The 21,906-nt window shown below is 65.2% G+C and carries 18 protein-coding genes; 11 read left to right on the top strand and 7 right to left on the bottom strand.

The window, feature by feature from the left end:
- Positions 1 to 49: 49 nt before the first annotated feature.
- On the bottom strand, positions 50 to 1,792 hold the full coding sequence (gene argS, locus IPF49_20445; GenBank protein ID MBK6289962.1) for an arginine--tRNA ligase: 1,743 nt from the start codon (positions 1,790 to 1,792) through the stop codon (positions 50 to 52).
- Between the two features lie 193 nt (positions 1,793 to 1,985).
- Here argS and IPF49_20440 point away from each other — a divergent pair, with 193 nt between their 5' ends.
- Genes IPF49_20440 through IPF49_20430 form a run of 3 tightly spaced genes read left to right on the top strand, consistent with a single transcriptional unit; the run spans position 1,986 to position 5,495 of the window.
- Positions 1,986 to 2,771, top strand: a complete 786-nt coding sequence (locus IPF49_20440; protein ID MBK6289961.1) for a fumarate reductase cytochrome b subunit — start codon at positions 1,986 to 1,988, stop codon at positions 2,769 to 2,771.
- A 1-nt stretch (position 2,772) separates the two neighbouring features.
- Entirely contained in the window at positions 2,773 to 4,752 is a 1,980-nt protein-coding gene (locus tag IPF49_20435; GenBank protein ID MBK6289960.1) for a fumarate reductase flavoprotein subunit, read from the top strand.
- On the top strand, positions 4,752 to 5,495 hold the full coding sequence (locus IPF49_20430; GenBank protein ID MBK6289959.1) for a fumarate reductase iron-sulfur subunit: 744 nt from the start codon (positions 4,752 to 4,754) through the stop codon (positions 5,493 to 5,495). The genes IPF49_20435 and IPF49_20430 overlap by 1 nt, the downstream gene beginning before the upstream one ends.
- Before the next feature lie 64 nt (positions 5,496 to 5,559).
- Here the strand turns inward: IPF49_20430 and IPF49_20425 are convergent, their stop codons facing one another.
- A complete protein-coding gene (locus tag IPF49_20425) occupies positions 5,560 to 5,994 on the bottom strand; it encodes a UrcA family protein (GenBank protein ID MBK6289958.1) in 435 nt (144 codons plus the stop codon).
- Between the two features lie 312 nt (positions 5,995 to 6,306).
- On the opposite strand from IPF49_20425, the gene IPF49_20420 reads away from it, so the two are divergent.
- Together IPF49_20420 and IPF49_20415 are read left to right on the top strand one after the other, a co-directional pair.
- Positions 6,307 to 8,667, top strand: coding sequence for a winged helix-turn-helix domain-containing protein (locus tag IPF49_20420; protein MBK6289957.1), 2,361 nt, complete (start codon positions 6,307 to 6,309; stop codon positions 8,665 to 8,667).
- A 169-nt stretch (positions 8,668 to 8,836) separates the two neighbouring features.
- Positions 8,837 to 10,612: an anion permease gene (locus IPF49_20415; GenBank protein ID MBK6289956.1), complete on the top strand. Its 1,776-nt coding sequence runs from the start codon at positions 8,837 to 8,839 to the stop codon at positions 10,610 to 10,612.
- Between the two features lie 18 nt (positions 10,613 to 10,630).
- On the opposite strand, the gene IPF49_20410 is transcribed toward IPF49_20415, so the two are convergent.
- The 4 genes from IPF49_20410 to IPF49_20395 are packed head-to-tail and all read right to left on the bottom strand — an operon-like array spanning position 10,631 to position 14,545.
- Positions 10,631 to 11,011, bottom strand: a complete 381-nt coding sequence (locus IPF49_20410; protein ID MBK6289955.1) for a translation initiation factor — start codon at positions 11,009 to 11,011, stop codon at positions 10,631 to 10,633.
- A 32-nt stretch (positions 11,012 to 11,043) separates the two neighbouring features.
- The gene (locus IPF49_20405; GenBank protein ID MBK6289954.1) at positions 11,044 to 12,546 is read right to left on the bottom strand and encodes an amidohydrolase family protein; all 1,503 of its coding nucleotides are present in this window, start codon (positions 12,544 to 12,546) and stop codon (positions 11,044 to 11,046) included.
- Positions 12,537 to 13,511: a dipeptide epimerase gene (locus IPF49_20400; protein ID MBK6289953.1), complete on the bottom strand. Its 975-nt coding sequence runs from the start codon at positions 13,509 to 13,511 to the stop codon at positions 12,537 to 12,539. Before IPF49_20400 ends, IPF49_20405 begins: the two co-directional genes overlap by 10 nt.
- Positions 13,511 to 14,545 (bottom strand): DUF1611 domain-containing protein, encoded by a 1,035-nt coding sequence (locus tag IPF49_20395; protein MBK6289952.1) that lies wholly within the window; start codon positions 14,543 to 14,545, stop codon positions 13,511 to 13,513. The genes IPF49_20400 and IPF49_20395 overlap by 1 nt, the downstream gene beginning before the upstream one ends.
- A gap of 118 nt (positions 14,546 to 14,663) precedes the next feature.
- Here IPF49_20395 and IPF49_20390 point away from each other — a divergent pair, with 118 nt between their 5' ends.
- Positions 14,664 to 15,440 (top strand): enoyl-CoA hydratase/isomerase family protein, encoded by a 777-nt coding sequence (locus IPF49_20390; protein MBK6289951.1) that lies wholly within the window; start codon positions 14,664 to 14,666, stop codon positions 15,438 to 15,440.
- A gap of 2 nt (positions 15,441 to 15,442) precedes the next feature.
- Positions 15,443 to 15,868 carry a hypothetical protein gene (locus tag IPF49_20385; protein MBK6289950.1) on the top strand — a complete coding sequence of 142 codons (426 nt, stop codon included), beginning with the start codon at positions 15,443 to 15,445 and terminating at the stop codon, positions 15,866 to 15,868.
- On the opposite strand, the gene IPF49_20380 is transcribed toward IPF49_20385, so the two are convergent.
- On the bottom strand, positions 15,849 to 16,664 hold the full coding sequence (locus IPF49_20380) for a DUF1295 domain-containing protein (protein ID MBK6289949.1): 816 nt from the start codon (positions 16,662 to 16,664) through the stop codon (positions 15,849 to 15,851). The genes IPF49_20385 and IPF49_20380 overlap by 20 nt on opposite strands.
- A gap of 316 nt (positions 16,665 to 16,980) precedes the next feature.
- On the opposite strand from IPF49_20380, the gene IPF49_20375 reads away from it, so the two are divergent.
- The 4 genes from IPF49_20375 to IPF49_20360 all read left to right on the top strand — a co-directional run bounded on the left by IPF49_20375 (position 16,981) and on the right by IPF49_20360 (position 21,890).
- Positions 16,981 to 17,922 (top strand): helix-turn-helix transcriptional regulator, encoded by a 942-nt coding sequence (locus tag IPF49_20375; protein ID MBK6289948.1) that lies wholly within the window; start codon positions 16,981 to 16,983, stop codon positions 17,920 to 17,922.
- A 71-nt stretch (positions 17,923 to 17,993) separates the two neighbouring features.
- A complete protein-coding gene (locus tag IPF49_20370) occupies positions 17,994 to 19,001 on the top strand; it encodes an SDR family NAD(P)-dependent oxidoreductase (protein ID MBK6289947.1) in 1,008 nt (335 codons plus the stop codon).
- 37 nt (positions 19,002 to 19,038) lie between these two features.
- On the top strand, positions 19,039 to 20,691 hold the full coding sequence (locus IPF49_20365; protein MBK6289946.1) for an acyl--CoA ligase: 1,653 nt from the start codon (positions 19,039 to 19,041) through the stop codon (positions 20,689 to 20,691).
- Positions 20,688 to 21,890, top strand: coding sequence for an acetyl-CoA C-acyltransferase (locus IPF49_20360; GenBank protein ID MBK6289945.1), 1,203 nt, complete (start codon positions 20,688 to 20,690; stop codon positions 21,888 to 21,890). The genes IPF49_20365 and IPF49_20360 overlap by 4 nt, the downstream gene beginning before the upstream one ends.
- Positions 21,891 to 21,906 lie beyond the last annotated feature (16 nt).

Genomic DNA, 21,906 nt, shown 5'->3' with positions numbered 1-21,906 from the left:
AGTCAGCGATCGTTGTCCCTGCCCGGCGTAACGGCAGTGCGAATTGCTCCTACATGCGCTGCGGTGTCTCGATGCCGAGCAGTTCGAGGCCCTGGCGAATGGTGCGCGCAACCAGGTCGCACAAACGCAGGCGACTCGTCCGCTGTTCGGCGGAAATGTCCTCGCGCAGTACCGGGCAGTTTTCATAGAAACGCATGTAAAGCCCGGCGAGATCGTAAAGATAGGCGCACAGCAGGTGCGGCGCGGCATCGCGGGTCACGCACTCCAGGGCCTCGCTGAACTGCACCAGCTTCAGCGCCAGGGCGCGTTCCTCGGGCGAGCCGATGTGAATGGGTCCCGGGAGCGTCGCGGGATCGACCCCGGCCTTGCGCAGGATGCTGCCGACACGGGTGCATGCGTACTGCAGGTAGGGCGCGGTATTGCCCTCGAAGCTCAGCATTTGATCCCAGCTGAACACATAATCGCTGGTGCGGTTCTTCGCCAGGTCGGCGTATTTCACCGCGCCGATCCCGACGATGCGCGCGACTGCGGCGCGCTCGTCCGGCGCCATCTCGGTATTGCGCTCGACGAGCAATCGGGCGGCGCGCTCCACCGCTTCGGCGAGCAACTCGGCCAGCTTCACGGTGCCGCCCGAGCGGGTCTTGAAGGGTTTGCCGTCCTCGCCGAGCATCTTGCCGAACGGATGATGCTCGAGGCTCACGCGCTCGGGCACGAAACCCGCGCGCCGGCTGATCGCGAACACCTGCTGCATATGCAGCTTCTGGCGATCGTCGATGAAATACAGCACGCGATCAGCATGCAGGGTGGCGGCGCGATAGCGCGCGGCCGCCAGATCGGTGGTGGCATAGAGGAATCCGCCATCGCCCTTCTGCACGATCACTGCCTGCGGGTTGCCCTCGCGGTCACGCAGTTCCTCCAGGAACACCACTTTCGCGCCATCGCTGCACGCGAGCAGGCCGCGCGCATCGAGTTCCTTCATCACCAGCGGCAGATCGTCGTTGTAGGCGCTCTCGGCCCTGATGTCGGCGCGGGTCAGCGTGACGTTCAGGGCGCGATAGATTTCCTCGCTGTGCCGCACCGAGATATCGATGAAGCGCTGCCACAGCCGGCGGCAGTGCGCATCGCCCGATTGCAGGCGGACCACGTACTCGCGGGAGCGTTCGGCAAACGCCGCATCGGCATCGAAGCGCTGCTTGGCGTTGCGGTAGAACTCCTCGAGGTCGGACAGCGCGGCGTCCTCGATCGAGGTGCCGCCGGCCGTGAGATCCTCGAGATGCGCGATCAGCATGCCGAACTGCGTGCCCCAGTCTCCTACATGGTTCTGGCGGATCACACGATCGCCGCGAAACTCGAGTGAGCGCACCACCGCATCGCCGATGATGGTGCTGCGCAGATGTCCGACGTGCATTTCCTTGGCGAGATTGGGGGCCGAGTAATCGACCACCACGGTCTGTGGCTGTTCCATCGCGGCGATGCCGAGACGCGGATCGGCCGCAGCCAGCGCCAGGCGCTGTTCCAGGAATGCCGTGTCCAGGTGGATATTGATGAAGCCCGGCCCGGCGATCTCGATGCGTTCGGCGATACCTTCGAGCTCGAGTTCAGCCACGATGCGCGCGGCCAGTTCGCGCGGGTTGCCGCGCATGCGCTTGGCGGCGGCCATTGCGCCGTTGGCCTGGTAATCGCCGAATTCGGCGCGCGTGCCGGGGGTCAGCAGGGCCTGGCAGTCGGCGGGAACATCGATCGCGCGCATCGCCTTTTCGACCGCGGTGTTGAGGGTGTCGCGCAGGTTCATTGCTCAGGGTTTCCGGGCGGGTTCGGACAGGAGCGCGATTGTAGCCTGCGAACCGGGCCTTGCAACACGCGCGCGGCTCTCCCCGTTCGGGGCAAGGAGCCGCGGGCACGCGGGTGTTACGCGAGCCGCTCGGGGTGTGCGGGCTGCAATTCGTTTGCACCAGATCAAGAGGTGGCGCCGCTGTCCGGACATAATGCGACAACAACAGTCTCGAACAGCAACCAGCCAGTTGAACACGACACCAGCACCCATTGACAAGGGACCGGCACGGCTCGACCTGATCCAGGGTGCGAGCGGGCTGCTTCTCGTGCTGTTCATGTGGGTGCACATGGGGCTGGTCTCGAGCATCCTGATCAGCAAGGATGCCATGCACGCGGTCACGCGTGCGATGGAGGGCGAGTTCCTGTTCCGGCGCCCGGTGCCGGGGCTGGTCAGTGCCGCCGTGCTGGCGGTAGCGGCGCTGGTGCTGGTGCATGCACTGGCATCGATCCGGCGCATGCCGGCGAGCTATCGCGAGTATCGCGGTTTCATGAAGCACGCGCGGATGTTGCGTCATGCCGATACCTGGCTGTGGCTGCTGCAGGTGATCACCGGGCTGGTGCTGATGTTCGTGGTTGCGATTCATCTTTACGAAATGGCGCTACACCCGGGTGCCATCGGGCCTTATGCCTCGGCCGATCGTGCCGTGAGCGGGCGCATGTGGCCGCTCGATCTGCTGATGCTCTACGCGGTGGAAATCCATGCCGGGATCGGCCTTTACCGCCTGATCCTGAAATGGGGCTGGATACGCTCCTCTGATCCGCGGCGCATGCGCCGCCGCCTGCGCTTGCTGATCACGCTGATCGTGGTGTTCTTCCTGGTGCTCGGCACGCTGACGCTCGCGACCTATGTGAGGATCGGCCTGGAGCACCGTGATCGCGCCGGTGAGCGCTATGTACCGGAGCATCCGCAGGTGCCCGGCAACCGCGGGACGCACTGAGATGCAGATCATCCATACCGATGTGCTGGTGATCGGTGGCGGGCTCGCCGGGCTGCGCACCGCGATTGCCGCGCGCCGGCGCGGTTTCGATGCACTGGTGCTGAGCCTGGTGCCGGCCAAGCGCTCGCATTCATCGGCCGCGCAGGGCGGCATGCAGGCAAGCCTCGGCAATGCCGTGATGGGCGATGGCGACAACGAGGATGTGCATTTCGCCGACACCGTGCGCGGCAGCGACTGGGGCGCCGACCAGGACGTGGTGCGCATGTTCGTGAATACCGCCCCGAAGGCGGTGCGCGAGCTCGCGGCCTGGGGTGTGCCGTGGAACCGGGTGCAGCGCGGCGATCATGAGGTGGTGATCAACGGCAAGCGTGTCACCCTGAGCGAGCGCGATGAGGCCCACGGCCTGATCACCGCGCGCGATTTCGGCGGCACCAGGAAATGGCGCACCTGCTATGTCGCCGACGGCACCGGGCATTCGATGCTGTTCACGATGAGCGACCAGGCGCTGGCCAGCCGGATCCCGGTGCACGAGCGCATGGAAGCGTTGTCGCTGATCCACGAGGGCGGGTGCTGTCGCGGCGCGATTGCGCGCAATCTTGCCAGCGGCGAGCTGGTCGCCTACGTGGCACGCGCGACCTGCATCGCCACCGGCGGTTTCGGGCGTCTCTACCGGGTCACGACCAACGCGGTGATCAACGAGGGCATGGGGGCCGCGATCGCCCTCGAGACCGGCTGCGCGGCGCTCGGCAACATGGAGGCCATCCAGTTTCATCCGACCGCGATATTTCCGGCCGGGATCCTGGTCACCGAGGGCTGCCGTGGCGATGGTGGCCTGATGCTCGATGGCAACGGGCACCGTTTCATGCCCGATTACGAGCCGGACAAGGCCGAGCTCGCCTCGCGCGACGTGGTGTCGCGGCGCATGGAGGAGCATATTGCGGCGGGGCATGCGGCGAGCACCCGCTTCGGCAAACACCTGTGGCTGGATATCCGCCTGCTGGGGCGCAAGCACATCGAGACGCGGCTGCGCGAGGTGCGCGAGATCTGCAATTATTTTCTCGGTATCGACCCCGCGGAGCAGCTGATCCCGGTGCGCCCGGCGCAGCATTATTCGATGGGTGGGGTGCGCACCGATCAGCGCGGCGAGAGCCGCACCCTGAAGGGCCTGTTCGCCGCCGGCGAGGCCGCCTGCTGGGACATGCACGGCTTCAATCGCCTGGGCGGCAACTCGGTGGCGGAGACCGTGGTGGCGGGGATGATCGTCGGTGAGTATATCGCCGATTTCTGTGCCTCCGCGGACAGCGAAAGTGTCGTGTCCACCACGCTGGTGAAGCAGTTTGCCGAGCGCGAGCGGCGCCAGCTGAGCGCCATCGCGAGCGGCGCGGGCACCGAGAACCCGTTCGGATTGATGAACGAGATGCAGCAGATCATGACCGACAACGTGGGAATTTTCCGCTCGGGGGAAAAGCTTGCCGCCGCAGTGGAGGGGCTCGGGCTGCTGCTCGAGCGCAGTCGCAACATGGGGCTGCGCAGCCAGGCGCGCGGTGCCAACCCGGAACTGGTGGCAGCCTATCGCTTGCCGCGGATGCTGAAGCTCGCGCTGTGCGTGGCACAGGGCGCGCTGGCGCGCACCGAGAGTCGCGGCGCGCATTTTCGCAGCGATCATCCGCAGCGCAACGATCGTGACTGGTTGAACCGCACCCTGGCCACGTGGCCCGATGCCGGTGCCATGCGGGCGCAGCTCGCCTACGAGCCGCTCGACGTCACGCGCATGGAACTGCCGCCCGGCTGGCGCGGCTACGGGGCCAGGGACTATATCGAGCATCCGGCGAGCGCGGCGCGCCAGGCCGAGGTGGATCGCCTGCGTGCGGAGTACGACGGGCGGGACCGCTTCGTGCTGCAGCAGCGCTTGATGCCCTGCGAGGAATTGCTGCCGCGGAAATACCGGGGTCGCAACGCGCGTCTTGGGGAGAACGAATAATGAACGGCAACGCCAGGACGCAACCCCGGCAGCTGCGCATCAGCGTGATGCGCCACAATCCCACCGATCCCCGCAGCCAGCCGCGCATGGAGAGTTTCGAGGTCGAGGAAGCCGAGGGCATGACGCTGTTCATCGCTCTCAACGAGATCCGCGAAAACCAGGATCCCTCGCTGCAGTTCGATTTTGTCTGTCGTGCCGGAATCTGCGGCGCCTGTGGCATGCTGATCGATGGCCGCCCGAGACTCGCCTGCCGCACCCTGACCCGCGACCTCGGCACCGGGATCACGCTGGCGCCATTGCCGGCTTTCCAGTTGATCGGGGACCTCTCGGTGGATACCGGCAAGTGGATGCAGGGCATGAGCGAGCGGCTCGAGGCCTGGGTTCACATGCGCGCAGCCGAGCCCGATCTGTGCGCCCTGGAAGAACGCATGGAGCCGCAGCTCGCGCAGGACATCTACGAGCTGGAGCGTTGCATCGAATGCGGTTGCTGCATCGCGGGCTGCGCCACCGCGCAGATGCGCGAGGATTTTGTCGGCGCGGCCGGTCTCAACAAGATCGCCCGTTTGCGGCTCGATCCGCGCGATACCCGCAGCGACGCGCAGTTCTACGAACTGATCGGCGACGAGAACGGCGTGTTCGGCTGCATGAGCCTGCTCGGCTGCGAGGATTACTGCCCCAAGGACCTCGATCTCTCCACCCAGATTGCTTTTCTGCGGCGCAAGATGCTCATCGCATCCTCCTGACCCGCACTATATTCTGACAGCTCCCTCGCCGCGACCGGGAGGGAGTGTCAGGATCATCCATCGCTCATTGCGTGTCGGCGACCCGTGATTCGATTCCCACCGACCGCCCGGTCTGGGCGAGGTGGAATCCCGATAAACCGGGATTGTCGATGTTCGCGACCGCGTTATCCATTGCGGACGCATGGCAACGCGCCTGATCGCGGCGCATGCCGAGATCGCGCACCTCGCGCGGCACACAAACAGCACGCGCGGCGCGTTCCAGTCGCGCATACAGGCTGCCGATTCCGGCCGGACGTGACAGATCGAGATCGCGGTAGCTCACGGTCATCGAACGTGTTGCCGAACGGGGAGGGGCATCCGCGGCGGCGTTCCGCGTTGCGGTGGTGACGTAGGTTCCGATGCGGGGGTCGTCGGCAGCGTGCGTGGAAACGCCCGCGGTGGCAATGGCGATGCCGAGAGCGACAGACTTGATCAGCGGGGCACTGTACCTTGGGTTCATGGGATTTTTCTCCTCCAGGTTGAATTTGCCGGACAGGCTGCGCGGGACGCGTAGCGGTTTCTTCTTCTTCTTCGCGGCCGTGCGCTGTACCGGGCGAGCACAAGATCACAAGCCGCGGCGCAAGGCATGAGGAGTGCGTGATTCAATCGTGAGGAATTCGTGAACATCTTTGTAATCAATCGGTTATCACTCAAGGTAGATGGGCAGTGACGCAAATTCCGCACCGTGCCACTCAGGTACTGGCGCGGCACTTGCCTATGGTTTTACACTCGTGGCTGCGGTTTATTGCCGGAATCAGGGCGAAGCGAACCCATGACTCGTCAGATACGCTTTGGCGATTGGTGTTTTCAACCCGATACCCACATGCTGGCGATCGGTGAGCTGCAGAATGTGCTCGAGCCCAAGGTTGCACGGTTGCTCGAGTACTTTCTCGCGCACCCGGACGAAGTGCTCAGCCATGACCAGCTGGTGAACGCAGTGTGGGATGGCCGGGTAATATCCGACGAGGCGGTGCGTCGCGGCATCTCCAGCTTGCGTCACGCGCTGGCCGCCGATGGATCGAATGGTTATATCAAGACCATTCACAAGAAAGGCTATCTTGCGGATTTCCCCCCGCCCCTTGCAGAATCGCCGGACCTGGCCCTGTCTCCGCAAAACCCGGATCTGCTGATAGCTCCTGCGCAATCACCGATCCCGCCATCCGTTGGCAGTGCGTCACGCGCCGGATGGCGTTTGCTGCGCCCCGGCTTCGGCTTCCTGGCGCTGGTGGTGCTACTGGCGCTGGGGGTGTATTTCCTGCACCAGGCATTACGTGAGGTTCCGCCGCCCGCGTCGTCCCGGGTTGCGGCCAGCGCACCTGTCACCATCGCGGTGCTTTCGTTCCTCAACCTGAGCGAGGATGCGGGCTCTGGTTATTTTTCGGACGGTCTCGCCGAGGAACTGCTGGGATTGCTCGCACAGGTCGATGCGTTTCAGGTGACCGCGCGATCCTCCTCGTTCCAGTTCAAGGCCAACCAGGAAGATGTTCGTGCGGTGGGTCGCCGGCTGGGTGTGCGTTATGTGCTCGAGGGCAGCGTGCGTAAAGCCTCCGACAAGGTGCGCATCGGTGTGCAGCTCACTGACGCCCAGAGTGGCTACAACGTCTGGAGCGAGACCTACGAGCGTCGTCTCGGAGATACCTTCGCGGTGCAGCAGGAAATTGCCCGCAACGTGGTGAGGAAATTGCAAGTTGCGATTGTCAGTACGGGAGACCCCCTGTTCAACGAAAGTTCCACGGCCAGCATCGAAGCCCATGATGAGTATCTGCAGGCGCGAAATCTGCTTGCCACCTGGGTTGTCAGTGATGCGGATGCCGCGGCCGACCATCTTCAACGGGCCATCGCACTCGATCCGGATTACGCCGCGGCTTACGCCCTGCTGGCCGATGCGATCCTGATCCGCGCATCGGCCAACAACAGCGTTGCGAATGCCCGTGAAGTCGTGGCACCGCTGGTTCGCAAGGCGCTCGAGCTCGAGCCAGGGCTCGGTGATGCTTATGTGACGAGGTCCTGGCTGAGCGATGATCCGGCACAGCGAGAGCGCGATCTGCGGCGTGGACTCGAATTGAACCCCAGTTCCGCGCGCGGTTACGCGATGCTTGCGGATCTGCTTGCGTCGTCTTCCGGGCGTCGTGAGGAGGCTTTTCGATTGATCGACCGCGCGCGTGCGCTCGACCCCCTGATGCCGAACAACCATCACGTGAAAGCCAGGATGCTGGTTCAGCAAGGTCAATGGGCGGAGGCAGAATTGCTCGAGAAACTGGCCATCGAACTGGATCCGCGATTTCGGGCCGCACTGGTGCGGCTCGGCAATCTGAGTGCATTGAAAGGCGATTTCGCCGCAGCGGTCACTTACGGCGAGCGCGCCACGGCGATCGACCCCCGCGCCGAGTGGGTGCGTGACGAGCTGGTATGGTTTTATCTCGATCTCGACGATCTGCAAGGTGCGATCCATGCCAACCAGCCGGCCACTCCCCTGGGCCGCATGGAGATCCTGCTCGCGGCGGGTGAGTGGAAGTCGGCAGGTGAAATCCTTTATGCCCTCGACAATTCGGTCGCCAGTCGGATCGAGGGCGCATGGGTGTCGAAAATCGCATTGCTGCATGCACATGCAACCGGTGAGTACGCACGCGCCCTCGAGTTGGCGGCCCGACGCCTGGGATTTCACGGCACCGTTCCCGCGCTCGATATGCCCTGGGAGCTCATCCAGTATGCGGAGCTCGCGCGGCTGCTGCGCGAGAGCGGTGACGAAACCGGATCGCTGGCGCTTACCCGGACCTTGCTGGCGCAGTTACCGGAGTTGGAACGACGGACTCCAGGCCTCGCGCGCCTCACCGAAATTGCCCGCGCCATCCTGCTTGCGCAGAATGCCGACCTGGCGGGCGCGCTTGCCGCGCTGGAGCTGGCTTCGCTGTCCTCGCCGATGACGGTCTGGTGGATCTATCTGAAGAATTATCCCGATTTTGCCGCTCTTCGGTCCGAGCCACGCTTCCAGGCCCTCCTTGCACGTGCCGAGGCACATGCCGCACGGCAGCGGAACCTGCTGGGGCAGATGCGCAACGGCGGCGAGATTGTCGGAAACAAGCAAGGGTCGCCCACAAGTGGCGATGGACGTGCGAAGTCCGCCGCGTTCTGAGGTTCCTGCACGTCTTGCGTGCAGTATTTGTCCGCTGCCCGGTATCCGTCCATGGTCCCCCCGGCACGGCAGGTCCGCGCCATGCTTATATGCAAAGGCGAAATATTTATTTACAGCCGCTTGCTCATTGCTCCTAGAATGATTCCAGCGCAGTGCGCGGGGAAAATGTATGGATTGGCAGGGTTGGTTCACGATCGCGCTGACGGTTTCGGTACTGCTGACGCTGGTTACCGTTCCGCGTCTCAGCACCGATCTGGTGTTGATGGGTGCGCTGTTCGTGCTCAGTGTCACCGGTATTCTGACGCCCGAGCAGGCACTGTCGGGGTTCAGCAATTCGGGCCTGATAACCGTGGCCGGAATGTTCGTGGTGGCGGCCGGTATCCGCAATTCCGGTGGCGTGGACCTGATCGTGGAACGCATCCTCGGGCGGCCTGCCGGTCATCGCCCGGCGCTGCTCCGGTTGATGGTGCCGGTGGCGCTGCTGTCGGGCTTCCTGAACAACACGCCGGTGGTCGCGACCATGATTCCGGCGGTCAGCCAGTGGGCGCGACGTATCCGTCTGCCCAGTTCCGCATTGATGATTCCGCTCAGCTACGCCTCGATTCTGGGCGGCACCATGACCCTGATCGGTACCAGCACCAACCTGGTGGTGAACGGCCAGTACCAGGCGCTGACCGGCAAAGAGGGCTTTGGATTGTTTGCAATCACGCCGATCGGAATGATAGCCGTTCTGTGCGGTGTGACCTTCGTGGTGCTGCTGGCGCCGATCCTGCTGAAGGCACGTCGCAGCCCGGACGAGACCTTTGCCGATACCCGCAATTTCACCTTCGAGGTGGCGGTGGCGCGTGACGGACCGCTGGTCGGCAAGACCATCCAGGAAGCCGGCCTGCGCCATCTGCAACGCATCTATCTCGCCGAAATCGAGCGCGAAGGCGCGGTCATCACCGCGGTGGCACCGGAGGAAACCCTGCGTGGCGGTGATCGCCTGGTATTCGTCGGCGAGACCGAGGCGATCGTGGATATCCTGCGCATCAACGGCCTGGTGGCCGCCGTGGGCAGCAAGCCCGCGCTCGAGCGCAGTGTGCCCGAGCGGCGCCTGGTCGAGGCAGTGGTGGCGCAGCATTGCGAAGTCGTGGGCAGTACCGTCCGTGATGGAAACTTTCGCGATCGCTATGGGGCAGTGGTGCTGGCGGTGGCGCGCAACGGCGAGCATATCCGCGGGCGGCTCAGTTCGATCACTCTCGAGGCCGGTGATGTGCTGCTGCTGGAGGCCCGTCCGGCGGTGATGAACCGGCTGCGCCAGTCGCGCGATTTCCTGCTGATGAACGAACTGGAGCACGATCTGCCGGATCACAGTCACGCCTGGCTGTCATGGGGTATTCTCGGTGCGATCGTGGCGCTGGCAACCTTCGGCGTGACCAGCATGCTGAACGCCTCGTTGCTCGGCGCGGCACTGATGCTGCTCACCCGCTGCATCAAGGTCAGCGATGCGCGGCGCAGCCTCGATCTGCCGGTGCTGATCACCATCGCGGCGAGCTTTGCCCTCGGCAATGCCATCGAGCAGAGCGGCGCAGCAGCGTTTCTCGGCCAGGGGCTGCTCGCGGCTGCCGGCACCAATCCGTGGCTGCTGCTCGGACTCACCTACCTCAGCGTGATGACGCTGACCGAGATGATCACCAACAACGCGGCGGCGATGCTGATGCTGCCGGTGGTGCTCGCGGTCACCAAGACCGCGGGGCTGAACGACATTCCGTACGTGATCACGGTGATGATGGCGGCTTCGGCAAGCTTTGCCACGCCCATAGGGTACCAGTGCAACCTGATGGTGTACGGACCGGGCGGTTACCGGTTCTCGGATTTTTTCCGTATCGGTATCCCGATGAACCTGCTGATGGCGACGGTCACGATCATCTCGGTGCCGCTGTTGTGGCCGCTGCAGGGTTGAGCCCGGCACCTCCTGTTCTCAGTTGGCGATGACGATGCGTGAGGCGCCCCTGGCGCGCAGCCAGGCGGCGGCGCGCTGGACCTGATCGCCCGCCACCACGATGAGCGCGTCCTCCACGCTGCCACCGGTACCTAGCGCACGGCGCATTTCACTGGCGAAATCCTCGAGCATGGCACCCTGCAGCAGCACCCCGCGCACCACGGTCACGGTCTTGCCGCCGCGGCCCTTGCGCTCGCGGCTGATCACCACCTTGGTGTCAAAACACGACGTGCTGCCCGCAGCCGGCGCCGGTTCCGCGGCGCCCGGCGGCAGCGAACCGCGCAGTGACTGCAGTGCGGCAAAGGGGCTGGCAGGCGCGGGTGGAGAGGATGTCCGGTTGTCGTTGCGCTGTTTGCCCATCGAAGTATTCGTCCTGATTCCCGTTGCCCTGGCTACAGGACGGTGTCGCGGGTCACGATCTGCCCCGGCAGGGCGCCGGTGCTGCGGGAGCCATCCCAGACGCGTTCGCCATTGACCCATACGCCATGCATTCCGGTCGACAGCGCACCCGGGTTGTCGAGGTCGGCGCGATCGCGCACGGTGTGCGGATCGAACAGCACCAGGTCGGCGTAGCGACCGATGCCGATACGTCCGCGATCGCGGATGCGCATCTGTGTTGCGCTCTTGCCGGTCATGCGGTGGATGCCGGCGGCGAGATCGGCGGGCTCGCGGTTCAGCACGTGGTCGCGCAGGTAGCGGGTGAACGCCCCGGCGCCGCGCGGATGCCCGTCCTCGAGCGCGCCGTCGGAACACACGCTGGTGTGCGGCCATGCGAGGATCGCCGCCACGTCGTCCTCGCGCATCGAGGTGCCCATCACCGCCTCGACATCTTCAGCCGCATCGAGATTGCCGTCCGGGTAGGCGCGGTTGATCAGCCACAGCAGGGTGATTTCGGGTGCCTCGTTGCGCTCGGCGGCAATCTGTTCGAGCGTCATGCCGACGAAGCGCGGCTCGGGCTGGTAGCGCGAGAGTCGCAGGCCGGCGGCCGGCGTGCTGTGCAGCAGCGCCTGGCGCGCAGCCTCCATGTCGGAGAAATCGCGCGCCGGAAACAGCACCGTCAGGCTCGAGTGCCAGTAGGTATAGGGATAGGCATCGGCCGTGATATCGAGCCCTTCGGCGCGCAGCGCATCGAGTTTTTCCAGCACGGTGCCGGCCTTGCCCCAGCGATCGATCAGCGCCAGCTTCAGGTGCGAGACGTGGGCGGGAATTTTTGCCGCGCGCGCGATGGTGGCAAGTTCATCGATCGCCTCGTCGAGTTTCACATCCTCGCTGCGCATATGGCTGGCGTAGATCCCGCCGGCCGCAGCCGCGGTGCGCGCCAGCGCCACGATTTCCGCGGTGGCGGAGTAGATGCCCGGATCGTATTCGAGTCCGGTCGACAGTCCGAGCGCGCCGGCGTCCATATCGGCCTGCAGCAGTTGCTGCATGCGGGCGACTTCGGTCGCGCTCGCGAGGCGCCGGTAATCCTCGCCGAGCACCGCGCGCCGCAGCGTGCCGTGGCCGCTGAAGGAGGCAAGGTTGACGGCCACCGGTTGCGGCAGCCGGTCGCGGAAAGGATGGATCGATTCCCCGTCGACGCCGACCACGATGGTGGTGATGCCCTGCGATACCGCGGCCGCCGCGTCCGGCAGGCGCTCGAGGTGCTCGTCGTGGTGGCTGTGCGGATCGATGAAGCCCGGGGCGAGCACCAGACCCTGCGCATCGATGATCGTGTCGGTGGTTGCGGGCTGCAGCGCACCGATTGCCGCGATGCGCGTGCCGCGCACGCGAAGATCCGCAGTGTAGGGTTGTGCGCCGCTGCCATCGACGATCGATGCCGCGCGAAACAGCGTATCCGCCTGCAGCGTTGCGGCGAGCAGCAGGCCGAGTCCGGTGCAGACGATTCTCAACCCCATAATGCAGACTCCGGCCAGTGAACGAGATCTGTTTCGAAACGCAGCGCCGGCTCGCGGTCACCGGCCAGCAGCAACGGTGAGTCGAGATCGACGACATCGGCGTGGCGCGCGATCAGCAATGCCGGTGCGATGGCCAGCGAGGTGCCGAGATTGCAGCCGACCATCACGCCCAGGCCGCGCGTGCGCGCGCGCTCGGCGAGCGCCAGTGCTTCGCTGAGTCCGCCGGTCTTGTCGAGCTTTATGTTGATGAAGCGATACGTCGCGGGCAGCGTGTCGAGGCTGGCCCGGTCGGTGCAGGACTCGTCGGCGCAGATCGGCAGCTGGCCGCTGTAGCCGTCGAGCGCCCGATCATTTCCCGTGGGCAGCGGTTGCTCGATCACGCTCACCCCGAGATCCGCCAGCAGTGGCGCGTAGTGGTTGAGCTGGGCAAGATTCCAGCCGCCGTTCGCGTCCACCAATAGTTTTGCCTGCGGCGCCGCGGCGCGCACGGCCTGTACTCTTTCGATATCGCCGTCGGCGCCGAGTTTCAGCTTCAGCCACGGCCAGTGGGCGTGGGTGCGTGCCGCCTCGGCCATGACCGCTGGTGTGTCGAGCGAGAGCGTGTACAGCGTGCGTACCGGCGCCGGATCGATGCCGGCCAGTTCCCAGGCACGCCGGCCACTGCGTTTTGCCTCGAGGTCCCACAACGCGCAGTCGATGGCATTGCGGATCGGCCCGCGCGGCAGATCGTGCTGCAGGCGCTCGCGGGTATACGACGGCTCGAGTGTGGCGAGAAAATCCCGGCAGCGCGCAACACAGGCGGCGGCCTCGTCGATATTGAATTCGGCAGCCTCCGCCTCGCCCTGGGCGCGGATGCCGTGGGCTTCGATCCTCACATGCAGCACGTGGCTCAGCGTGCTTGCCCCGCGCGAAATCCGGAAGCCGCCACGCACCGCCCAGGTTTCGGAGCGTGCGATCGCGCGCATCAGATCTCCTCCATCGCTGCCGCAATCGCTTCGCAACCGAAACGCAGGGGATCGGTAGAGGGCAGGCCGGTCTCGGCGGCCGCGGCCTCGATCGCGCGGTGCGCGGTGGCATCGTCGCAGGAGGCGGTATTCAGCGCGATGCCCACGAAGCGCACCGCCGGGTTGGTCAGGCGCGCGGCCTGCAGGTAGGCGTCCATGCAGCGTCCCAAAGTGGGTATCGGATACCCCGGCAGGTTGCCGATATGGCGGCGTCCCGTTTCATGGCACAGCACCAGTGCATCGGGCTGGCTGCCGTGGATCAGGCCGAGGGTCACGGCGGCATACGAGGGGTGAAACAGCGAGCCCTGGCCTTCGATCAGGTCCCAGTGCCCGGGTTCGTTGGCCGGTGACAGCCATTCGGCCGCGCCCGAGACGAAGTCCGAGATTACCGCGTCGATCGCCAGGCCGCGCTCGGCGATCAGCACGCCGGTCTGGCCGGTGGCGCGGTAATCGACGCTCGTGCCGCGCGCGCGCAGTGCGCGTTCGAGCGCCAGCACGGTGTATTTCTTGCCGACCGCGCAGTCGGTGCCGACGCTGAGCAGGCGCTTGCCGCTGCGCGGCGCGCCGTTGCCGGGCGTGAGCGCCACGGGTGTATTGCGCACATCGACCAGGCGCCGCCCATAGCGGCGCGCGTGTTCGGCCAGTTCGCTGTCCGCGGCCAGGCGCTGGTGCAGACCGCACACCAGGTCAAGACCCGCCTCGAGTGCGGCGAACAGGCTCGGACGCCAGCGCGCCGGCAACGCACCGCCATCGGGCGCGATGCCGATCACGAGGCTGCGCACACCCGCTGCCGCCGCCTGTTGCGGGTTCATGTCGGGCAAGCCGAGATCGACCACGCAGCCGGGCATACGCAGTTGCGCGGTGCACCATTCGCGGCGCCACTGGTGGATGCCCTGCGCGGTCTTGGCGTCGCTCGGGTCGGTGATGTCGCCGAGGAACAGCAGGTAGGGCTTCCCGATCGCGCGGATATCGTCGCGCCAGGGCTCTGTGTTCATGTGGCTCGTGAATCTCCGGCACTGGTTCGGGGTATTCTATCCTCAGGATGCCGCGCCCGGGATTGACAATCGTGGCCGGTGGCTACAAGTTGTGCCTTCACCGGCCGGAGTACCCTGCATGAGCAAGTTCGAAACCGTCGATTATGCGATCGACGCCGGCGTGGCGCTGATCACGCTGAACCGCCCCCAGTCGATGAACGCGTTCAATCGCCGGATGCGCGGCGATGTATTCGAGGCAGTGCGGTTGGCGAGCGCCGATCCGCAGGTGCGGGTCGCCGTCCTGACCGGTGCGGGGCGTGCGTTCAGCGCCGGTGCCGATCTCGGCGACGGGCTGCCGCCACTGGTGCAGTTGCAGATCGACGAGGAATACAAGCCGGCCCTGATGGCGATCGCCGCGGCGCCCAAGCCCTTCATCGCTGCGGTCAACGGTGCCGCGGCCGGGATCGGTGCCTCCTTCGCGATGAGCTGCGACCTGATGGTGATGGCCGACAATGCCTATATCTACGAGGCCTTCATGGCGATCGCGCTGGTGCCCGATGGCGGCGCGACCTGGCACCTGGCGCGCCAGCTCGGACCCAAGCGCGCCTTCGAGGTGATCGTCGAGGGCGAGAAGATCGGCGCGGCGCGTTGCGTCGATCTCGGGCTGGCAAACCGCGTGGTGCCTGCCGCGCAGTTGCTCGACGAGGCCCTGCGCTGGGCGCACGGGCTGGCGGCCAAGGCGCCGCTGGCCTTGCGCTATTCCAAGGAGGCGCTGGCCCGTGCCATGCAGCTCGACCTGCCCGACACCATTTCCTACGAGGCCAAGCTGCAGAACATCACCATGCTGAGCGAAGACGCCAAAGAGGGTGTGAAAGCATTTTTCGAGAAACGCCCGGCGGCGTTCAAGGGGAGTTGAGCATGGGTACACCGACATTTGCCGAGCTGAAAGAGTGGGCGCGCAATTACGTGGCGTTGTGGAACGCCGGTGACCGCGACGCCTGGGCCGCGAACTGGCGCAAGGTCGCCCCCGGCGATTTCTCGATGCTGGACCCGGTCGGCACGCCGCAGAAAGCCGGCTTCCAGCATTGCGCACTCGACTCCTGGGACCTGTTCCAGCCAACGGTTCGTTTCCGGATTGCCGACGGCGCCCTGTTCATCTGTGGCAACGAGGTTGCGTGGCTGCTGGAAAACCATTTCGAGCGCGATGGCGCACCGGCGTTCGAGCTCAGCATCGAGACCTACCGTTTCGAGCCCGACGGCTCGGTGGTGATCCGCACCTTCTACAAGGTGCCGCAGCATGGGGACGGGCAGATCGGCGGGTTGTTCAAGACCTATCTGCCCTGAGCCGGGCGTTGCGCAACGGCGGCAGCGGCACGAATCCGCTGGTGCGCTTCACGTAATCGGCGTAAGCGGGTTTTTCCCGCAGCATTTTCTTCTCCAGGGTACGCATGCCGGTGACGTTCAGCAGGTAGTGGGTGATCGCCACCGGTCCGATGATGGTTGCGGCGCCCCAGGGTACCGAACAGGCCATCAGATAGATTCCCCAGTGCACACAGGCATCGCCGAAATAGTTGGGATGGCGGCTGTAGCGCCACAAGCCGGTATCGAGGATTTGACCGCGTTGCGCCGGGTTGTTGCGAAAGCGGGTGAGTTGACGATCGGCCACGGCCTCGGTGATGAATCCTGCTCCCCAGAGCAGCAGCCCGGCGTACGCCAGGATGCCCGCCGCGGTTGCGGGGCCGCACATGATCAGTTGCAGCGGCAGGCTGATCAGCCATATCACCACGCCCTGGTGCAGAAATACCTGGCGCAGGCTGAACCAGCGGAATGCGCGTTCGCTTCCCACCCAGCCGCGCAGCCTGGTGTAACGCGGGTCTTCTCCCTTGCCGATATTGCGGCGGAAGACATGCAGTGTGTAGCGCGTCATCCATATCGTGATCGCGGCGAGTGCCAGGTACTGCAATTCGCCGCGTGAATCACTGCGCAGAAAGCCGAGCAGCGCAACCGCGCCGATCAGCAGCCCGTAGGCAAGGTCGATGATGCTGACGTCGCGCAGGCGGATCGACAGCAGCCAGAGCGCGAGCACCGAGCACAGGACCGCTGTGGCACTCAGCGACAGTGATGACAGGATTGCCGCCATGGTCGGATACCTTTGCGTGCGAGCAGGGCAGTTGCCGAGGGTCGGCAGCGACAACCCCTCAGTGCGGATCCAGATGGTTGCGGGCGCTGAACTTCCCGCATATGAAAGCTGTGCCGCGCAACAGGGACGACGCGTATTGCTTGCACAAGAAGACCGAATCTATCGAGCGCTTGCAACGCTGTCAAGCGTTTGCGCGGACGGGTTGTCGTGCTTCTCTTTGGCAGCGCGCCTGCGCTAAGCTGAAGGTCCTGCGCATGGGTATGAAGGCACTGTTGCCTGTGCCGAATTCCATCCCGTTCCCTTCTGGAATCCGAGCTTGAAATCCGCATCGGAGCACCAATCACTGCTGACGCGCAGCCCCATCGCAAGGGCGCTGGCGGTGATCGGCGACCGCTGGACCATGGTGGTACTGCGCGAGATGTTTTCCGGGGCTACACGCTTCGGCGAACTGGCTGCGGCGACAGGGGCGAGCCGCGCCACGTTGACCAAGCGATTGCGGGCGATGGTGGATAACGGTTTGCTGTACCAGAGCCCCTACCAGACCCGACCGCCGCGATTCGAGTATCGCCTGACCGTCAAGGGGTCCGCGCTCTACGATACCGCGCTCGCGGCATGGGCATGGGAATCGCGCTGGACCCAGGCGGCGCGGCGCAACCTGCCGATGCGCCTGACGCATCGCAGTTGTGGCCACCGCTTCACCCCGGTCGCCGTCTGCGGACGCTGCGGCACCGCAATTTCCATCCGCGACATCCGCTTCAGGGCGGGCGTCGTCTCGGAGACGCAACAGGAATACCTCAACGACGGATCGCTGCGGCGCTCGTCCACGTTTTCCGTGGCGGCGGGAACCGGGAGCGGCATGTTCCTGCATTTCATCGATGTGGTGGCCGATCACTGGACGCCGCTGGTGCTCGCGGCCACGTTCATGGGTTTGCGCCGTTACGACGAACTGCGGCGCGAACTGGGCGTCGCGACCAATATCCTTGCCCATCGCCTGAAGCTTCTGGTCGAGGCGGGCGTGCTGCAGCCGCAACCCGGCCGCGCCGGTGCGCGCCGGCTGGAATATCGTCTCACCGACAAGGGGCGCGAGTTGATCGTGCCGACCCTGGCAATCCATCTCTGGAGCATGGAATGGATGCCCGCGGATAGCGAGCCCAGCATGAAGCTGTTGCACAGCTGCTCTGCCAGGCCGCTCAAGATGCGCATGGAATGCAATCGCTGTCACGGAGCATTGCGCGCACAGGACGTTGCGGCGGAATGACTCGCCAGCGTTGCGGTTGCACGGAGAAGTATAATCGTCGTTCCCGATTGCCCGGACCGGCAGGAGATCCCGTGCAGCTGGCGCAACTCAAGAAGATAATCAATTTCTACGGGCGCTGTGCGGCAAGCTTCTCGCAAATCGGATTCGTGGCGCGAGGACTCCCGTGGCGGAGTTTCGACGCTGATTTCAGCGAACAGCTCTGGCTGGTGACCGGTGCCTCGGGTGGCATTGGCAGCGAGATAGTGGCCGCGGCTGCCCGCCGTGGCGCCCGCGTCTGCGCGGTTGCGCGCAACCGGCAAAAACTCGAGGCGATGCGTGCCACTTTGAGTGCCGAGGCGGATCGCGTCGAACCGTTCATCGTGGATCTCTCGTTGCAGCGGGATGTGAGCCGGCTGCTCGGGGAATTGGCCGCGGCGGGAAAGCGCGTGGATGTGCTGGTCAATTGCGTGGGTGTGCTGCTCGATGAATTCAGTCTCAACAGCGAAGGGCGCGAGACGTCGTTTGCAACCAACCTGCTCAACCATTACCTGCTGACGGAAGGGCTGGTGCGGGGCAGGGGCTTCGCCAACCGGGGGCTGGTCATCAATATTTCTTCCGGCGGCATGTACAACGTGCCGCTCTCGACAAAAATGCTGCATGTGCTGGATCCGCAGCAGTACAACGGTACTGCCGCCTATGGTTTTGCCAAGCGTGCCCAGCTCGCGCTGAGCGCGCTGTGGGAGAAAAATCACGCCAGCTCGGGAGTCCACAGCTATGTGATGCACCCCGGGTGGGTGGACACTGATGGCGTCCGGCGTTCGCTGCCGCGTTTCCGGCGGATCCTGAAATCCGTGCTGCGCAAGGAGCCCGCCGGTGCCGATACCGTCATATGGCTGGCCGCGACCCGGCCCGCCGTTCCGCTCGAAGATCATGTGTGGTTCGATCGCAAGTCCCGCCCGGCGCATATCTTTGCCCACACGCGCACCAGCGCAGACAGTCCAGCCTCGCTCGCGGCCTGGCTCGAGGATGAGCTCGCGAAATTTCCCGATGCACTTCCCTGGGCTGTAACCGAGACGGTGCCCCGCACTGCCTGGCAGTGAGGTATTCTTGACCCGGTAACGCAAGGAAAGAGACATCATGCAGACTGCCGCACCCGAGCGCATCGCGCTGTTCCGCAAGCTGGGTTGGTGGGGTGATACCACGACCTGGCAATTGTTCGAGGCGGCGGTCGAGGCAGACCCCGAAGGGCTTGCGCTGCTCGACCCGCCCAACCGCGAATCGTTCACCAGCGGCGCACCGCTGCGCCTGAGCTGGAGCGAGCTTCGCCAGCGCGCGCTCGGTTTTGCGGCGAGCCTGCGCGAGGAAGGCATCGCCCGCGACGATATCGTGCTGATGCAGTTGCCGAACAGCGTCGAATCCATCGTTGCCTACCTGAGCTGCGCCGCGCTTGGTGCGATCCTCAGCCCGGTGCCGATGCAGTATGCCGGGCACGAACTCGGTGTGATCGCGCGCAAACTGCGCCCGCGCGTCTATCTCGGCACCGCGAATTTCAAGGGCGAGGATCTCGCCGCTCGTCATGCCGCGCTGTTCGATGCCGGCACGCGGGTGCTTGCGCTCGGGCCGCAAGGCATTTTGCCGCTCGCACCGGGTGCGGTTGCGCCGCCGGTTGCCGTGGTTTCCGCCGACGATGTATTCACGATCTGCTGGACTTCGGGCACCACGGGCACGCCCAAGGGCGTTCCGCGCAGCCACAATCAATGGCTGGCCCAGACGCTGGCGGTGACAGAGACCGGTGTGGAGCCGGGGATGACGATGCTGTGCCCGTTTCCGATGGTGAACATGGCGAGCCTTTCGGGTTTCTTTTTTCCGTGGCTGCGTTGTCGCGGTACCCTGGCGCTGCACCATCCGCTCGATCTGCCGGTTTTCCTGGGTCAGATCGAGGCCGAACGGGTGGCCTACACGATCGCGCCACCGGCATTGCTCAACATGCTGCTCAAGCAGCGTGAACTGATGGAACGCTTCGACCTGTCCTCGCTGCGCCTGGTCGCTTCGGGCAGCGCGCCTCTGGCGCCATGGATGGTGCGCGAGTTCCAGCAGGAATTCGGCATAACGGTGGTCAATGTCTTCGGCTCGAACGAGGGTATGTCGCTTGCCTCGTCGGGCCTCGACGTGCCTGATCCAGAGCGTCGTGCAACGCTGTTTCCGCGTTTCGGTGTGGAGGGCATCGAGTGGTCGAACAGCATCAGCGACCGCATGCGCACGCGGCTGGTGGATCCACACAGCGATACCCCGATCACCGAGCCCGGTCAGGCGGGCGAGATGCAGATCTGGGGACCGAACGTGATCGACGGTTATTTCGATGCGCCCGAAGCCAACGAGGAAGTATTCAGCACGGATGGCTTTTTCCGCACCGGTGATATGTTCGAGATCGCCGGAAGCGGCGAGGACAGCCGCTATTACCGTTTCGTGGGCCGCTGCAAGGACATCATCGTGCGCGGTGGCATGAAGATCTCGCCCGACGAGATCGACACCCTGCTGGCCGGACATCCGCTGCTCGCCGAAGCCGCGGTCTGCGCCTATCCCGACGAAATGCTCGGCGAGCGCATCTGCGTGGTCGCGGTGCCAAAGCCGGGCGCAAGCGTCGCTCTGCAGGACATCGTCGGCTTCCTCGAGGAAAGGCAGTTGGCGCGGATCAAGCTTCCCGAGAAACTGGTGCTGGCCGAAGCGCTGCCGCGCAATCCGCTCGGCAAGCTGGTGCGCCCCGCGCTGCGCGAGCTGGTGGCACCATGAAAGCGGTCTATTTCTACGATTGGCTGCGCAGCGCGCGGGCCAGGGCCCGGCCCGACGGCGGCCTCCACGACCTCGCGCCGCACGAACTGCTGAACCAGCTCTACGCGGCGCTGGTTGCACGCGCCGGGCTGGATCCGGCAACGGTCGGCGATGTGGTGCTTGGCTGCGTCACGCAGCACGGCGAGCAGGCGGGCAATATCGCCAAGACTTCCGCGCTTTATGCGGGCTGGCCGGCATCCGTTTCCGGAATCACGGTCAACCGTTTCTGTTCCTCGGGTCTCGATGCGATCAATATCGCGGCGTTGAAGATCGCCGCCGGACAGGATCACGCCGCGGTTGCCGGCGGCATCGAGATGATGTCGCGGGTGCCGATGCTGGCCGATCGCGCGGCGGTGTTCAGCGATCAGGAACTGGCGCGGCGTTGCCGCATGCTGATGATGGGCAGCGGTGCCGACCTGATCGCGACGCTCAGCGCAGCTAGTCGCGCGGAAATCGATGGGGTGGCACTGCAGAGCCAGCAGCGCGCGGCGCGCGCGCGTGACAACGGCTGGTTCCGCTCCATCGTGCCGATCGTGAATCCGCTGAAGGGCATCACGGTCGAGACCGATGAGTGCATTCGCGCGCAGACCACCGCGGAATCGCTGGCGCGCATGGAGCCCGCCTTCGCGGCACTCGGCGCGGGCGGTGCCGACGCCGAGCAGTTGCGTGCCTTCGCCGGTCTCGTCGTGATCGACCACCTGCACACGGCAGGCAACTCGCCAGCGATGGCCGACGCCGCGGCATTGTTGCTGCTCGGTGACGAAAGCACCGGGGCGCGTCTCGGAAAGGCGCCGCGTGCGCGGCTGCTGGCTGCTGCCAACGCCTGTGACGATCCGCTGCTGGTGGTGTCGGGCTGCGTGGCCGCAACCGCGAAACTGATGCGGACCCAGGGCCTTTGCAGCGCCGATATCGACCTGTTCGAGCTGCACGAAGCCTTCGCCGCGACCGTGATCAAGGCCCGGCGCGATCTCGACATCCCGGATGAAAAGCTCAACGTCAACGGCGGCGTGATCGCGCTCGGCCACCCACTTGGCGCCACCGGTGCGATCATGGCCGGCACCCTGCTCGACGAGATGGAGCGCCGCGACCTGAAGCGGGGCATCGTCGCGGCAAGTGGCGCCGCCGGAACTGGCGCCGCGCTGCTGCTGGAAAGGGTCTAGTTTGTATCGGGACCGG

This window comes from Gammaproteobacteria bacterium (assembly GCA_016705365.1).
GTDB lineage: Bacteria > Pseudomonadota > Gammaproteobacteria > Pseudomonadales > UBA5518 > UBA5518.
The sequence above is the reverse complement of the archived record's forward strand: the minus strand, read 5'-3'. Positions and strand labels throughout refer to the sequence as shown.